At 60.5% G+C, this 15,741-nt stretch carries 15 protein-coding genes; 8 read left to right on the plus strand and 7 right to left on the minus strand.

Going from position 1 to position 15,741, the window contains the following annotated elements; all coding sequences use genetic code 11:
• Nucleotides 1-3: 3 nt before the first annotated feature.
• The 6 genes from ACR0J5_RS15225 to ACR0J5_RS15250 form a co-directional block, all read right to left on the minus strand.
• The gene (locus ACR0J5_RS15225) at nt 4-1,149 is read right to left on the minus strand and encodes a cytochrome D1 domain-containing protein (RefSeq protein ID WP_480654801.1); all 1,146 of its coding nucleotides are present in this window, start codon (nt 1,147-1,149) and stop codon (nt 4-6) included.
• Complete coding sequence (locus tag ACR0J5_RS15230; RefSeq protein ID WP_480654803.1) at nt 1,146-1,538, minus strand: c-type cytochrome; 393 nt, start codon at nt 1,536-1,538, stop codon at nt 1,146-1,148. Before ACR0J5_RS15230 ends, ACR0J5_RS15225 begins: the two co-directional genes overlap by 4 nt.
• A complete protein-coding gene (cobA, locus tag ACR0J5_RS15235; protein WP_480654805.1) occupies nt 1,531-2,292 on the minus strand; it encodes a uroporphyrinogen-III C-methyltransferase in 762 nt (253 codons plus the stop codon). Before cobA ends, ACR0J5_RS15230 begins: the two co-directional genes overlap by 8 nt.
• Nucleotides 2,293-2,483: 191 nt before the next feature.
• Nucleotides 2,484-2,891 (minus strand): cupredoxin domain-containing protein, encoded by a 408-nt coding sequence (locus ACR0J5_RS15240; protein WP_480654806.1) that lies wholly within the window; start codon nt 2,889-2,891, stop codon nt 2,484-2,486.
• Between the two features lie 58 nt (nt 2,892-2,949).
• Nucleotides 2,950-4,734, minus strand: a complete 1,785-nt coding sequence (locus tag ACR0J5_RS15245; protein WP_480654807.1) for a NapC/NirT family cytochrome c — start codon at nt 4,732-4,734, stop codon at nt 2,950-2,952.
• Nucleotides 4,735-4,858: 124 nt separating this feature from the next.
• Nucleotides 4,859-6,535: a cytochrome D1 domain-containing protein gene (locus ACR0J5_RS15250; RefSeq protein ID WP_480654809.1), complete on the minus strand. Its 1,677-nt coding sequence runs from the start codon at nt 6,533-6,535 to the stop codon at nt 4,859-4,861.
• 231 nt (nt 6,536-6,766) lie between these two features.
• On the opposite strand from ACR0J5_RS15250, the gene ACR0J5_RS15255 reads away from it, so the two are divergent.
• From ACR0J5_RS15255 to ACR0J5_RS15285, 7 genes are all read left to right on the plus strand, one after another.
• Nucleotides 6,767-7,954: an NnrS family protein gene (locus ACR0J5_RS15255; protein ID WP_480654811.1), complete on the plus strand. Its 1,188-nt coding sequence runs from the start codon at nt 6,767-6,769 to the stop codon at nt 7,952-7,954.
• A gap of 120 nt (nt 7,955-8,074) precedes the next feature.
• Nucleotides 8,075-8,524 (plus strand): c-type cytochrome, encoded by a 450-nt coding sequence (locus ACR0J5_RS15260; protein WP_480654813.1) that lies wholly within the window; start codon nt 8,075-8,077, stop codon nt 8,522-8,524.
• Nucleotides 8,525-8,540: 16 nt separating this feature from the next.
• Complete coding sequence (locus tag ACR0J5_RS15265) at nt 8,541-9,908, plus strand: cbb3-type cytochrome c oxidase subunit I (RefSeq protein WP_480654815.1); 1,368 nt, start codon at nt 8,541-8,543, stop codon at nt 9,906-9,908.
• Nucleotides 9,908-10,723 (plus strand): AAA family ATPase, encoded by an 816-nt coding sequence (locus ACR0J5_RS15270; RefSeq protein WP_480654817.1) that lies wholly within the window; start codon nt 9,908-9,910, stop codon nt 10,721-10,723. The genes ACR0J5_RS15265 and ACR0J5_RS15270 overlap by 1 nt, the downstream gene beginning before the upstream one ends.
• Before the next feature lie 9 nt (nt 10,724-10,732).
• Nucleotides 10,733-12,655, plus strand: coding sequence for a nitric oxide reductase activation protein NorD (locus ACR0J5_RS15275; protein WP_480654819.1), 1,923 nt, complete (start codon nt 10,733-10,735; stop codon nt 12,653-12,655).
• Nucleotides 12,652-13,200, plus strand: coding sequence for a cytochrome c oxidase subunit 3 (locus tag ACR0J5_RS15280; RefSeq protein ID WP_480654820.1), 549 nt, complete (start codon nt 12,652-12,654; stop codon nt 13,198-13,200). The genes ACR0J5_RS15275 and ACR0J5_RS15280 overlap by 4 nt, the downstream gene beginning before the upstream one ends.
• A gap of 5 nt (nt 13,201-13,205) precedes the next feature.
• Nucleotides 13,206-13,493 (plus strand): cytochrome C oxidase subunit IV family protein, encoded by a 288-nt coding sequence (locus ACR0J5_RS15285; RefSeq protein WP_480654822.1) that lies wholly within the window; start codon nt 13,206-13,208, stop codon nt 13,491-13,493.
• 60 nt (nt 13,494-13,553) lie between these two features.
• Here the strand turns inward: ACR0J5_RS15285 and hemA are convergent, their stop codons facing one another.
• Nucleotides 13,554-14,777, minus strand: coding sequence for a 5-aminolevulinate synthase (gene hemA, locus ACR0J5_RS15290; RefSeq protein ID WP_480654824.1), 1,224 nt, complete (start codon nt 14,775-14,777; stop codon nt 13,554-13,556).
• A 188-nt stretch (nt 14,778-14,965) separates the two neighbouring features.
• Here hemA and ACR0J5_RS15295 point away from each other — a divergent pair, with 188 nt between their 5' ends.
• A complete protein-coding gene (locus tag ACR0J5_RS15295; protein ID WP_480654826.1) occupies nt 14,966-15,664 on the plus strand; it encodes a Crp/Fnr family transcriptional regulator in 699 nt (232 codons plus the stop codon).
• Nucleotides 15,665-15,741: the final 77 nt, after the last annotated feature.

Here is a 15,741-nt window from a genome sequence, read left to right on the forward strand (position 1 = left end):
CGGTTACAGCCCCGTTCTGTGCGCGCGGGCGGTAAAGAAGATGCCGGATGGGCTATCGGCCTCGATCTCGCGCAGTTTCTCGAAGCTTTGCGTGTCGTAGACCATGACCTTGTTGGCATCACGCACGCTGATCCAGACTTCATGCCCGCGAGGCGTGAACTCCATATGCAGCACGGCTGGGCCAGGTTTGAATTCGTGGATGATCTGTTTGCTGACGCTGTCGATCACCTGAATCGTGTCATTCAGCGGGTGGGCGAAATTCACCCAGACCTGCCGCCCGTCGGGCCGTGCCATGGCAAAGACCGGCTGGCCGTGGGTCTGCGTGCGCCCGGTCTCGGTCAGGGTGTCGGCGTCGATCCACAGAACCTCGTGGTGGCCGACGGCGGGCAGCACGAATTCAGGCCCCGTCAGCGCCCAGCCTTCCAGATGAGGCATCTTGTAGACCGGCATCTCCTCTTGCCCGCGCCCATAGTTGGGCAGCACGCGGATCGGTTCGGGCGTCTCGGACCACAGGTCCAGCGCGGTCAGGCCATCTTCGCCAAACAGGCCCGTGATGTAGGTGCGGCCATTGGCGGTGATCAGCGCGTCATAGGGGTGTTTGCCCATGTCGGGGATTTTGGTGATCTCGGGCGCACCCGTGGCGAAATCGGCAATCCAGGTCTCGCCCGTATCCCACATGGTAAAGACAAACCGGCGGCCCGGCGCATCGACCAGACCGATGGTTTTGCTGTCGGTGGGGATGTCGGCGATCATGTCCAGAGTCTCTGCATCAAAAACGCGTACGCCGCCGGGTTCATAGTTCGACACGGCGACCAGCTTACCGTCATCCGAAATCGCGCCGCCGATGGCGTTTCCCGCCTGTACCACGCGGTTCTCGATCCGGCGGGTGACAATATCGACCTTGGTCAGCCCGCCGTCACGCCCGAAGACATAGGCAAAGCGTTCGTCAGGCGAATAGACCAACGAGGCATGGGACAGATCGCCCAGCCCTTCGATCCGCGCCAGAGACGCGCGGTCGGATTGATCCACCAGCAGGACCGAGCCCTTGGCCCGTTCGATCACAAGGCCCAGATCACCGGTTGCGGTCGGCTCGGCCTGCGCCGTGGTCATCAGCAGGGTGGCTGCGAGGGTAAGGATAAGCTGTTTCATTGTGCCTCCTGTTCCAGCAGGTAACGGGCGATCCATTCGGCCTCTTCTTCGCTGATCAGGGGCCGCCACGGGGGCATTGCCGTGTCGGGAATGCCGTCGAGGATCACACGGGTCAGTACGTCCGGGTCGTAATGTTCAAGGGTTTCAGAGCGCAGATCAGGACCAAGCCCGCCTTTAAGCGACAGCCCGTGGCACGAGCCGCAATCCTGATGCACCAGCCGTTTGAGGGCGCTGGGGTCCAGGGTGTCGGCGGCAAAGGCGGTTGTGGCCACAAGCACGGCGGTTGTCAGAACGGCACGCGCAGTCCAACCGGATCGCCCGGTGACACCGCCAGTCCGCGCCCGCGCAGGTGGGTGCCGCCGTGGTTTTCCGGAGCCCAGCCTAGCCATGAGCCTGTTCCAATATCTGAGCGACAGGCTGCTCCGCATAAAGCGACACAACTTTGCCGATGATGAACAGGGTGGGTGCTTCCAATTCGGCCGCCCGCACATCTGCGGCCAACCGATCCAGCCGGGACACCATGCGGCGTTCCTCCGGCGTGGTGGCTTTGCCAACGGCCAGAACCGGGGTCGAGCCGGGCAGGTTTTCGGTCATCAGCCCCATCGCGATCTGGCCGATATTGGCCACGCCCATATAGACGACCAGCGTCGATTCCGGGTCTGCCAGACGTTTCCAATCCAGATCCAGCACCTTGTCGGCCTGCCGGTGTCCGGTGACATATTGCACCGAGGTTGCCAGCCCGCGATGGGTCAGTGGTACGCCGGTAGAGCACGACGCCCCCTGTGCCGCCGTAATCCCCGGCGCGTATTCGACCGGGATGCCCCGGGCCATCAGATAGGCGGCCTCTTCCGAGCCACGGCCAAAGATCATCGGATCGCCACCTTTGAGGCGTGCAACGATATGCCCGGCGCGGGCCTCTTCGACGAGGATGTCGTTGATGCGATCCTGCGGCACCGTGTGGCATTTCGGGGCCTTGCCGACCGGGATCATCCGCGCGCCTGCGGCGTGCAGTGCCAGAATGTCGTCCGAGACCAGCCGGTCATAGACCACCACATCCGCCCTTTGCAGCATCCGCAGCGCGCGCAGGGTCATCAGTTCAGGGTCACCAGGGCCTGCGCCAATCAGAAATACCTTGCCGGTCATGTGTGAACTCGCTTGGTCAGAATGTGCTTTGAGCCCCGCAATCCTGCGCGATCGGGTGACGTTGCTGGGTATGCCGGGCGTGTCATGGGTCAAGACTGGCGCAACCTGAAACAAACCGCCTTGACTAAAGTTAAGGAGCGCGGGTTTTGCGCCCGCGCTCCTCACTCTCATGCCTGTATTTCTGCCTCGGCTCAGGGTTCGACGGTGATCATTCCGATCATGTTCTGTGTCTCCCAATGCGGCCCGCACAAATACTCCTGCGGCCCGGGTGTGAGGAATGTCAGTTCAACCGATTCCTCGGGGAAAAGCCGGTCGCTTTCGGGTTCGCTGCCATCTTTCAACAGGACCGAGTGGCTGGTGCGTTTGTCCACGTTCACCCAGCGCACTGTTGTGCCCGGTTTAACGGTCAGTTCGACCGGGCAAAAAGTGTATTTGTACATCAAAACCACCTCGGCATCCTCGACCGCGGATGAGGGTTGGTCGAACAGTTCGACATAGCGCTCTTCGGCTTCGGCGCAGGTGGCGGCGATCTTGTCTTCTTCCGCCAGTGCGGCGGACGACAAAAGCAGCATCGCAGGAAGAAGGTACCGAGGGTTCATGATCCAAGTCTCCTTTCCGGAATGTGGAGTGGGGGCCGGATAACCCGGCCCCCACCCATTAGTGTTTGACCACGTTGATAAAGGCGCTGTCGTCGTCCAGCGCCAGGCTGGTATCCAGCGTCACGTGATGGAACCGCGCGGCGGCAAAGTCATCGTGGATGGCAAAGCCGACGGTATAGGTTTTGCCGGCCTCAAGCGGCACATCCCCCGGCGCGTCCGAATTCAGCGGGCGGGTAAAGACCACCGTCCACAGACCGCCGTCGAGGCTGGCCGAGGCAGCGATCTCACCGTCATTAACCACGCGCTGTTCCAGCAGATACCCGTTGGTGGCGCTGCCATCGGCATAGACGCGCATCAGGTCCAGATAGGTGCCATCGGCCAGATACTGCTCAATCTGTTCGGCAGCGTGCAGCTTGTCCCAACCGCCCAGAGGCTTGCCACGACGGCCTTTGGTGTCGACCTCGGTGCGGCTTTCGCTGAGGTATTTGGTCACCGTACCCTGCGCGGTCATGCGACTGGAGAAGTCGCCATTGGCCGCAATCGCATCTGCACCCGGATCAAAGGGCATGTATGTGTTGTCGGCGTGGCACGAGGCCCAGCATCCCACCTGATCGCCCATTTCGATACCCGTGCCGGTGATCATCATCGCCACCTTGATCTGGTTGTCCGGGTCCATCTTGCCGCCATCGACAAACGGCGCAGGATTGTGGCCCGCATCCGGCCATTGCAAACGGATATAGAGGTTATCGTCATCATGGGCCGCTTGCACGGTCGCGTCGATCACGCCGCGCTTGCCGGGGATCGGGGTGGGCTCAAGCTCACCGCCTGCCACGATCTTGTTGCCAATCGCGTCCAACTCAGCTGCGTGACAGGTGGTGCATTTGTCCCCGCCCTTGGTCAAGGGCCGCGCACCGCCATGGGACCGGCCATTCTGCACCCATTCGAACGAGGCCTGACCGGGATAAAACAGCTTCATGTCTGCGCTGGCGATCGAATTCCAGTCGATATTCGTGCCGACATCGCTGCCACCACCTGACGGAGCTGCAGCTTCTTCGCCCGACGCTTTGGCCCGTTCTTCGGCCACAGCCGCATCAACAGCCGCCGCAATTTGCGCTTGCACGGCCTCTTGCTGAGCGACACGAGCCGCTTTTTCAGCCTCGGCTTCGGCGGCTTCCTTGGCCTCGATCCGCGCCAGGCTGGCCATGTATTCTTCGGGAATTTCGCGAATAAATGCGGGGTTTGGTGCCTCAAGCTCTTCCAGATAGTCCTCATCCGCCCGGTCGCGGGCGTCCGAGTGGGCAATCCCCTTGTGGCAGTCGATACAGGTCTGGCCCACAGTCATCGCGTTCAGGTGCTGCTGACGCGCGCGGGGCTTCTGGAACTCGGGCATCATCGATTCGAAATCGTGGCAGTTGCGGCATTCGCGCGAGTCTGTGGCCTTCATCCGTTCCCATTCGTTCATCGCCAGATGCACGCGCTTGGCTTCGAATTTCTCGCGCGTGTTGATGGTGCCGACCATCTTGCCATACAGTTCTTTGGACGCCTTGATCTTGCGGATCATCTTATGCGTCCAGTCTTTGGGCACGTGACAGTCGGAACAGACCGCGCCCACGCCGGACCGGTTCACGTCATGGATCGTGCCGGTGTATTCCTCATAGACGAAATCGCGCATCTCGTGGCACGAGACGCAGAATTCCTTGGTGTTGGTCGCTTCCATGGCGGTGTTGAACCCGCCCCAGAAGATGATGCCGCCGGCAAAGGCCGCGGCGATGCCGGCCACGGGCATTCCCCACAGGAAATACCGGCGCCAGATTGGTTTTTTCTTTTCCGGTTCGGAGGTCATATCCGGGCTCCGTTATGGCTGTCTTTTCTGGCCCTGGGTGTCAGGCCTGTGGATTTGGCTGATGTCTCAAACGTGGAAAGGGCGGGCGAGGGGCCCGCCCTTTCCGGTGTTGGTTTCAAACCCGTCAGGTGACGTGGTTCGACCGGTTGTAGACGTTGAACTTGCCGGTCGGAGCGAACAGACCCTTCACGCGTCCGATCTCTTCCAGCGTCTTGGCGTCGAAGATCACGATCTCACCGTTGGCCTCTTTCGAGGTCGAGCGGTTCCACTTGGAAACCCAGACCTCGGAGCCGTCCTGGTTGAACTCGAAGTGGACGGCGACGTTGCCTTCCTCTTCGGTGATCTGGATCGTTTTCACGATCTCACCGGTTGCCTTGTCGATGACCTGTACCGATTGCTGGATCTCAGGCTCGGGGTGCTTGGTTTGGTCGGCCCAGATATAGTCCGATTCCGGGTGTGTCCGGATGAACAGGCCGGGGCCGTCGGTTTCGACCTCGTAGCAGGTTTTCCAAGCCTGATCAGGGTGACCTTCAGGGTCGTTGCCCCAAACGGTGACTGTACCTTCACCCAAGTGGGTCGTACCGGCAACAGGACCGCAATTCGGGTCATCCCAGTTGGCGCCCGGGCCGGGGTGCGGCAGCGGTGCCGTGTCGATCAGAGCCTCCAGCTTGTGAGTCTGGGTGTCCACGACAACCATCTTGTTCGACGCGTTTGCGGCGATCTGGAAGAAGCGACCAGTTGGATCAAAGAACCCGTCATGCAGGAACTTGGCGCTGTCGATCTTGTCGATCCGCAAGTTGTCCAGATCGGTGTAATCCACCTGCCAAAGCTGGCCGAGTTCCTTGACAGCGACGATCCATGTGGGCTCGTTCGGGGTGGTGTAGATAGCGGCCACGCGGGCCTCTTCCACATAATCCCCGTCCACGTTCACACCGCGGGTCGAAACAACCTTTTTCGGCTCCATGGTTTCGGCATCAACGATGGCGAAATGCGGTGGCCAATAGGCCCCACCGATCACGTATTTACCGTCGCCGGATACGGCCACGTCGCGGGCGTCGTAACCAATGGTCACCTCGGCCACGAGCATGTTTTCCGGGTTTTGCCACAGGTCGATCTTGGTCATCTTGCCGTCGCGGCCCATGGTGTACCAGAAGCGGCCCGGGTTTTCCGGTTCTTCAAGTTTGTGGTGCTCGGACGCCTTGAGAACGTGCACGGCATACCCGGTCGGGATATGTGCCAGCACTTCCTTGGTGTCGCCGTCGATCACGGCCACTTTGCCCACGTCACGCTCGATGACCACAAAGAAGTTTTCCCAGTTGCGGCCATGCAGCGGCTCGGACGGGTAATCTTCGGGTTCGACATAGACCTTGCGAGTCGCCATCATCTGTTCAAGCGACATTTCCGGCGGCTTGGGCGGCTCCATCTGGATGTAGGTCGCCATATCGCGGATTTCGTCCTCGGTCATAACGTCCGAGAAGTTGTTCATCCCGCCTTCGGTCCCCCATGCGATGATCTTTTCAAGCCGGTCCTGACCCAGTTTCAGGGTACCGGATACGGTGACGGTGCCATCGTCGTTTTTTGTTTCTACAACCGGCTCAAGGCTTTTGCCCGTTGCCCCTTTGCGCAGCACGCCGTGACAACCGGCGCAACGCTCAAAGTAAAGTTGTTTCGATGATTCAAAGGCTTCCTTGCTCAGTGTCGGCTCGTCGGCGAAGACTGGCGCAGCAACGCTGCCCAGCAACATCGCCAAACCGACCCCAAAGGCGCGGCCAGTTCTGTTGTAGCTAATTCCAAGTGACATGATCACTCTCCATTTGCTGGTGAGGCAGGTCCTAGGGTGGGACATCACGCGGATGTCATCCTTGACGAAAGTCAACGGCAGTGACGCAAACTGCACCGCAAAGCGAAAAAACCACCCAATAAAACAAGGGTTTTTGAGGCATGTTTAGAACCGCTTGACCTTGGTTAAGTCGGTACGGGGCAATCCCCGCTAGGCTGTGGGTCAAAGCCAGTAGAGCCGAGGAGAGCAGCTATGTCGGCAATAATCGCGCGGGTTTTGGGCGAGGGATTTAGGGTATTTTTCCTATCTGCCGGGCTTTATGGCCTGTTTGTCGGCGGCGTCTGGGGCCTGTGGCTGATGACGCAGACCGGGGCGGTGCCTTACACCGATCCGACCTACGCCATGACCCCCCCGATGTGGCACGCGCATGAGATGATCTTTGGCTATGCCACCGCCGCGTTGGGCGGGTTCTTCCTGACCGCCGTGCCGAACTGGACCGGCGCGAAAGAGGCACGGGCACAGTTCATCGCGCTGGCCGCAGGTCTGTGGTTGCTGGGGCGGTTGGCGATGTGGTTTTCCGGCCTGTTGCCGCCGGTTCTGGTGGCGGTGCTTGATTTGGCCTTTGTGCCGATTCTGGCAGCGAAAATCGCGACTCAGCTGATCCGGCGGCCCAAGCCGCAGAACATGGTGTTCCTGCTGCTCCTCAGCCTGATCTGGGTCGCCAATCTTCTGACCCATCTGGAATGGATCGGCATCACCCGGGATACTCTGAACCTTGGTCTGCGGGCCGGGTTGCTGACCCTGTGTTCAATGATCGCAATTCTGGGCGGGCGGATTACCCCGGCCTTTACCCGCAACGCGATGAAGCGCGACGGCGCGCCCGAGGCGGCATGGCCAGTTTCGGTCGCCGCCCTCGACAAGGCAGGGATGATCGTCGCGCTGCTGCTGCCGCTGAGCGCACTGACGTTCGGACTTGGCCCGGTCACGGGGGCCTTTGCGCTGGGGCTAGGCGTCGTGCAGGTCCTGCGCATGGCGCGCTGGCGATCGGTCTGGGCGCTGCGGCAGCCGATCCTGATTGCGCTGCATATCGGGCTTGGAATGCTTGCGCTCGGCCTCATCTTATGGGGTCTGTCCCTGCTGGGCGTCGGAAGCGAAGTCGCGGCGCTGCATGTGCTGGGAATCGGCTGCGTCGGTGGCATGACCCTGGCCGTCATGAGCCGCGCCGCGCTGGGTCACAGCGGGCGGGCGCTGATCGCGCCGACACCGATGGCGGTGGCCTATGGGTTGATGGCGCTGGCGGCGATTCTCAGGTGGGTAGGGTCCGATCTGAACACCGGCTATCTGACTGCGATGCTGGTGGTGGACGGGCTGTGGATCGGGGCCTTCACGCTCTATCTGATCGCCATGTGGTCGGCCCTGACCGGTCCGCGTGCGGCCTGAATATTCATATATTTTGTGGATTTATCCATTCCCGCCCACAGTCTTGACTTTCGTTAAGGCACCCGTGCGACCCAACCGCCATTGTCGTCACACTAGCTAATCTGCGCAAAGGAGAGCGCGATGCGAGAAGTCATGACAAAGAGCATGGCTCGCAACATATTTTATGGCGGGTCACTGTTCTTCATCCTCATCTTTCTGGCTCTGTCAGCCCATTCGCACCTGTATATCGTCAATTCCGAGAACTCGGCAAAGCTTGATGAAAGTGTGGTGAGGGGCAAACACGTCTGGGAAAAACACGCCTGTATCAACTGTCACACCATTCTGGGCGAGGGGGCCTACTATGCCCCCGAAGTCGCGAATGTGATGACCCGTTGGGGCGTTCTGGACGACCCGGAATCAGCCTTTGAAGCCCTCAAGGGCTGGATGGAAGCACAGCCGACCGGCATTCCCGGTCGTCGGCAGATGCCCAATTTCGACCTCAGCGACGAAGAGATCCGCGATCTGACCAACTTTTTGATCTGGACGGACAATATCGACGCTCAGGACTGGCCGCCGAACGAGGCAGGCTGAGAAAGGGACAAGGACAATGAAATACGAATCCCAAAAAATCGCCTACGCCTACTTTGCCGTAGCCATGGGCCTGTTCGCGATACAGGTGTTGGGCGGCCTGCTGGCCGGTCTGATCTATGTCTTCCCGAACTTCCTGAGCGGGCTTTTGCCGTTCAACATCGTGCGGATGCTGCACACCAACTCTCTGATCGTCTGGCTGATCCTGGGCTTCTTCGGGGCGGCCTACTTCCTGATCCCGGAAGAGGCCGAGCGTGAGATCCACTCACCCAAACTGGCCTATCTTCAGCTGATCATCCTTGTTGTCGGCACCTTGGGCGTGGTTGTGACCTATGTCTTCAACCTGTTCGAAGGCAACTGGCTGCTGGGCAAAGAAGGGCGCGAGTTCCTTGAGCAACCCAAATGGGTCAAGGCGGGCATCGTCGTGGCCGCGCTGATCTTCCTTTACAACGTGTCGATGACCGTTCTGAAGGGCAAGAAGACCGCCATCACCAACATCCTTCTGTTGGGTCTGTGGGGTCTGGCGCTGCTGTTCCTGTTTGCCTTCTACAACCCCGGCAACCTGTCCCTGGACAAGCAATACTGGTGGTATGTTGTCCACCTCTGGGTTGAGGGCGTTTGGGAGCTGATCATGGCCTCGATCCTCGCCTACCTGATGCTGAAGCTGACGGGTGTCGACCGTGAGATCGTCGAAAAATGGCTCTATGTCATTGTCGCCGCCGCGCTGTTCTCGGGCATCCTTGGGACCGGGCACCACTATTACTGGATCGGTACACCGGGCTACTGGCAGTGGATCGGGTCGATCTTCTCAAGCCTCGAAGTGATCCCGTTCTTCGCGATGATGGCCTTTGCCTTCGTCATGGTCTGGAAGGGCCGCCGGGACCACCCCAACAAGGCCGCGCTGCTGTGGTCGCTGGGTTGTGCCACTCTGGCCTTCTTCGGTGCCGGTGTCTGGGGCTTCCTGCATACGCTGCACGGGGTGAACTACTATACCCACGGCACGCAGATTACCGCAGCCCACGGTCACCTGGCCTTCTACGGTGCCTATGTCTGTCTCAATCTGGCGATCTTCAGCTATGCAATGCCGATCCTTAAGAACCGCGATCCTTATAATCAGGTTCTGAACATGGGCTCGTTCTGGCTGATGACCAGCGGCATGGTCTTCATGACCTTCGTCCTGACCTTCGGTGGCACCGTGCAAACGCACATGCAACGTGTGGTTGGCGACTACTTCATGGACGTGCAGGACCAGATTGCAGTCTTCTACTGGATGCGTCTCGGCTCTGGCATTGTCGTGGTCCTTGGCGCGCTGCTGTTCATCTACTCGGTCTGGGTGCCCCGGAAAGAGGTCATTGAACCCGGCGCAGCCGAAACCCCTGCGGAGTGATGAACATGGACGGCTCCATGAAACTGAATGAGGGGGCGGCAAACGCCCCCTTCTACCTCGCCCAGGGCGATGAATGCGACGTCTTCTGCGCCGCCTACACCAACGACCTGCCGGTCCTGCTGAAAGGCCCGACAGGTTGCGGCAAAACCCGCTTTGTGGCGCATATGGCCGCCAAGCTTGGCCGCCCGCTTTATACCGTGGCCTGTCACGATGACTTGGCCGCTGCCGACCTGATTGGCCGCTACCTGTTGAAAGGCGGCGAAACCGTCTGGGTCGACGGCCCCCTGACCCGCGCGGTGCGCGAAGGTGCGATCTGCTACCTTGATGAGGTGGTCGAGGCGCGCAAGGACGTCACCGTTGTGCTGCACCCGCTGACCGACGACCGGCGCATCCTGCCAATCGACCGTACGGGTGAGGAGCTTGAGGCCGCGCCCGGCTTCATGCTGGTCGCCTCATACAACCCCGGTTACCAGAATATCCTGAAAACCCTGAAACCCTCGACCCGGCAGCGCTTTATCTCGCTGGAATTCGACTTCCCCTCGCCTGAGTTGGAGGCGCAGGTGGTCGCGCAGGAAAGCGGTCTGCCGCTGGAGCGTTGCAAGCCGTTGATCCGGCTGGCGAACAAGCTGCGCGGGCTCAAGGGTCAGGACCTTGAGGAAGGCGTTTCCACCCGTTTGGTTGTCTATGCCGCGACGCTGATCGCACAGGGCATGTCGACCGACCGCGCCATCCTTGCCGCTATGGTTGAACCTCTGACGGATGATGAGGACATCAAACGCGGGCTCCTCGATCTTGTCACGGCTGTCTTTGGGTGAGGCCGGCCGATGGTCAGGATCGATTTTGAGCCATGGGAACCCGAAGAAACGATCGGGAAACTGTGGCACACCCTTGCCAGCCGCCTCGATGCACCCAAGGTGCATGATGGAGCCGCTGTCGACCTCTCTGAGGTCGCGGGGCGGCTGGCCGTCCTCTTCCGAGGACTTGGGGGTAGCCCGGGCGTTGAATTGCGCCCGGTCTCACCCGAGGTTTCACGCCACCGCCTAAGCTGGCGCCGCAAACTGGCGACCGAGGCCGAGTTGATGCCGCGCGCGTCCTTCGATGGCGAAGTTCTGCGTCTGCCGGATCGGTTGGCAGTCTTTCCGGCGCGCGAGGCCAATGGTGCGCTTTATGTCTGGCTGGCCGCTGCTGCCGCCCATGCGGGAACCCGCATTGACGAAGACGACCCGCTGCGCACCGATCTGCGCGCGTTGATGGCGGCGCAGGACATGGTTGTGGTGACGCTCGACGACGCCCCCGGCTTGCGCCCGCTTTATACCGAGTTGTGCAAGGGCGTGCTGCACCAACGCGGCATTCCCGGTTTGCCACCGGTTGAGGCTGCGGTGGAAGAACTTATCCGTCATATGCTGGACGACCCCGCGCCGCTGTCTGAGAAAGCTGAACAGCTTCTGACGCTGGACGGCGACCTGACCGCCCCGCGCGGCTATCAACCGATGCGCCCGGTGCCCCTGTGGCCCGAGCTGCGCGCCGTCGGCTTTTCCGAACATAACGAAGTCGAAAACCCCTACACCGAAGGTGAACCCGAAGAGTCGGGCGAGAAAACCCACCGCGCCCGCCGCCGCAAATCCGATCAGGCCAACCGCAGCGACAGTTTCATCCTGCATAAGTTCGAAGCCATTCTCAGCTGGGCCGAGTTTCTGAACATCAACCGCCGCATCGACGACGACGATCCCGACAACGCCAAGAAAGCCGCCGACGATCAGGAAGAGATCGGGTTGGGCCAGATATCCAAAGCCCCGCCCACCAAGCTGAAACTGCATCTCGACCTCGCACCCGAGGATGTGAACCGCGAGCGTCTGTCTGGACGCATTCTCTATCCCGAATGGGACGTGCGCACCGGTCAGTACCTGCCGGACCATGTGAACGTCCTGCTGTCCGATGCCGACATCCGCGAAGACGCCGCCGAGTTTGGCAAAGACCCCGCCACCGCCCGCCGCATCCGCGCCGTGAAACGTCAGTTCGAGGCGCTGCGCCCGGGCCGCGTGATGACCCGAGGCCATCTGGACGGCGATCAGCTGGATATCGAAGCCGCCGTGCGCGCCGAAACCGACCGCCACGCCAGCGGCGAAGGCAATGAACGCATCTGGATGCAATCCCGCCCCGAGGCCCGCGATCTGGCGGTCTCGATCCTGCTGGACGTCAGCCGCTCAACCGAGAGCGCTGTCACAGGCCGCGCCGTGATCGACATCGAACGCGAGGCTTTGGCCGCGCTCGCCTGGGGCCTGAACGCCTGCGGAGACGATTTTGCCATCCACGCCTTCAGCTCGCTGAAACGCCAGCGCGTCTATGTGCAGCGCTGCAAACGGTTCGATGAGCCGATGGGGTCAACTGTCGAACAACGCATCGCTTCGCTGCGCCCCGGCCACTACACACGCCTTGGCGCCGCCATCCGCCATTGCTCGGCCGATCTGGCAGAGCAATCCCGAAAACGCCGCCTGCTGCTGGTCATCACTGACGGCAAACCCAACGATCTGGACCATTACGAAGGCCGCCACGGCATTGAAGACACCTGCATGGCCGTCCGCGAGGCGCGCCGCGCCGGACAATCGGTCTTTGGCGTCACCATCGACAAAACCGGCAAAAGCTGGTTCCCGCGCATGTTTGGCCAAGGCGGGTTCGCCGTCATCCCCGACCCGCACCGCCTGACCATGGCCCTGCCGCAGATCTACCGCCAACTGGTCGGCGCATGACCGACAGCTCCCTCATCGACGAGCTTCCGGGCGAGTTGCTGATGTGGGTGCTGATCATCTCGGAACTGCTGGTCTTCGGCGCGGGCCTGATCGCCTTCATGGGCGTCCGCCTGACCGATCCTGCGGGCTTTGCCGAAGCGCAATCGCATCTCTTCCGCACCGGCGCGGCGCTCAACACCGCCGTCCTGATCACGTCCGGCTACCTCGCCGCACAGGCCCTGCACTGGCGGCAAGCCGCCCGCCGCGTCGCCGCCCGTCTGGCGCTGATCGCGGCGGCTGCGTTGGGCGTTGTGTTCCTGATTGTCAAAGGCGCGGAATACGCAGACAAAGCCACCCAGGGCATCACCTTTGAAACCCACCCGTTTTTCCTGTTCTACTACTTGCTGACCGGCTTTCACGCCGCGCATGTGCTGGCTGGCGTGCTGATCCTGCTGCTGGTCGCGTGGCGCGACCATCCCCGCAACATCGAGACAGGCGCACAGTTCTGGCACATGGTCGATCTGGTCTGGATCATGCTCTTCCCCGTGATCTACCTGCTGGGATAAGAGCAATGCCCGCGCCTTCTTCTTGTCCCAAATACGGCCGCCGGAGGCTCCCGAACGCCCTCACACGCGCATGGCTCACACTTATGGCGCTCAGCGTCGTATCAGCGCTATTGACCTTGTCGTCTCTGGCTCCCGCGCTGCTGGCCGCTGGTATCCTGATCCTCGCCCTGATCAAGTCGCGTGTCATCCTTGCCGCATATCTTGACCTGGCAAAAAGCCCGGCCTGGCTGCGGGGATTCACAGGGGTACTGACAGGATTTGTCCTGATCATATTCGCACTCTACCTGATCTGACCAAAGAAAATCGCCGCCCCGTTCAGGGCGGCGACTTTCCAGGCGAGGGGGCGCTTTTGGTTATTGGGCGGCCATCGGCATCCGTGCGATCTGGCAGCGTTGCCACAACGCCGACAGGGCACCGACCAGATGGTCGATATCGTCATCCGTATGTACCGGAGACGGTGTGATCCGCAGGCGCTCGGTCCCTTTTGGCACAGTGGGGTAATTGATCGGCTGGATATAGATGCCGAATTCCTCCAGCAGCGTGTCCGAGATAAACTTGCACTTCACCGGATCACCCACCATCACCGGAATGATGTGGCTGGGGTTGGGCAAATGCGGGATGCCTTCCGCATCCAACCGCGCCCGGACCTGCGCGACGCGGGCCTTTTGCAGGTCGCGTTCCACATTCGACTGTTTCAGGTGCCGGATCGAGGCCGCAGCGCCGGCCGCAATTGACGGGGGCAGGGCGGTGGTAAAGATGAACCCGCTGGCAAAGCTGCGCACGAAATCGCACAGCGCGGCTGAGGCCGCGATATAGCCGCCCACCACGCCAAACGCCTTGCCCAAGGTACCCTCGATCACGGTCAGGCGGTCCATCAGGCCTTCGCGCTCGGCGATACCGCCGCCGCGTGGGCCGTAAAGGCCAACGGCGTGAACCTCGTCCAGATATGTCATCGCACCGTATTTGTCGGCCAGATCGCAGATCTCTTTGATCGGGGCGATGTCACCGTCCATGGAATAAACCGATTCAAACGCCACCATCTTTGGTGCATCGGGGTCTGCAGCGGCCAGTTTCGCCTCAAGATCGGCCAGGTCATTGTGCTTCCAGATCACCTTCTGTGCCCGCGAATGGCGGATGCCTTCGATCATCGAGGCATGGTTCAACGCGTCCGAGAAAACAATCAGATCAGGAATTTTCGCGGCGAGTGTGCCAAGCGCCGCCCAATTCGAAACATATCCGGAGGTAAAAAGAAGCGCGGCTTCTTTTCCGTGCAGATCAGCCAGTTCGGCCTCAAGCAGCACGTGGTCGTGAGTGGTGCCTGATATGTTTCGCGTCCCTCCGGCACCCGCGCCACAGCGGTCCAATGCGTCATGCATCGCCCCGATGACAGATGGGTGTTGACCCATGCCAAGATAGTCGTTGGAACACCAGATCCGCACGTCGCGCTGCACCGTGCCATCCGTTTGCCGGGCATTGGGGAAAGACCCGCACCGGCGTTGCAAATCTATGAAAACACGATAGTTCCCTTCGTCTCGAAGGTCATCAAGGCGCTGAACAAAAAATCGCTCGTAGTCCATTTTATGTGCTCCCCGGAATACTGGCTTTGGACCGAGGATAGGTCAGGCCCGGTCGCCACAACATGACTAATGTCAAGTTGGAGTGTTATCAAAAACCTGATGCGGTCGCTGCAGTTTTGACATAGCTTAAAGACAGCGCGGATGGGTCATGGTTTTCCCGCTACAGAAAAGTCAGGGAGGGCGTTGTTGTGCCGCATGAAGCACAAAAGGCGATCGCACGTCAGTCGCTTCTGCTGCGCAGTTTGCCGGATCAGCATGTCGAGACGCTGCTGAGTCACGCAATATGGCGGCAGTATGATCGCGGAGAGACGATTTTCCTACAGGAGGAAACTGCGCAGGCAGTTCATGTTGTGCTGGCGGGATGGGTTAAGCTTTTCCGCATGAGCCCGACTGGTTCTGAGGCGGTCGTGAGCGTTTTCAAACGCGGCGACAGCTTTGGCGAGGCCGTCGCGCTTCGGAACGTGCCATACCCTGTCTCAGCCGAAGCTGTGTCGGCCTGCGAAGTGATGCATATCCCCAGCCCGATCCTGATCTCGCTGATGAAAGAAGACCCCGAAATCGGAATTTCGATTCTGGCGTCCACGTTCACGCATCTGCATTCTCTGGTGGCTCAGCTTGAGCAGCTCAAGGCACAAACGGGCGCGCAGCGGGTGGCCGAATTCCTTTTGAACCTGTGCGACTGCGCCGAGGGCAGCTGCGATGTGTCGCTTCCTTATGACAAGATGCTCATTGCCGGTCGTCTGGGGATGAAACCAGAGAGCCTGAGCCGGGCGTTTTCCCGGCTCAAAACAGTCGGCGTCAGAATCAACCGAAATCATGCAGAGATCGAAGATATCGACACGTTGCGCGGATATGTTGAAGATGATCCTCACGGCGGGATGTTGTAACCAAACAGAGGTGTCACGGTTGACTTGAAATGGTTGCGCAGGCGGGCAGGGTGGCGACCGGATTCAGGATGAAACGC

The sequence above is a fragment of the Ruegeria sp. BE1 genome, assembly GCF_056538885.1.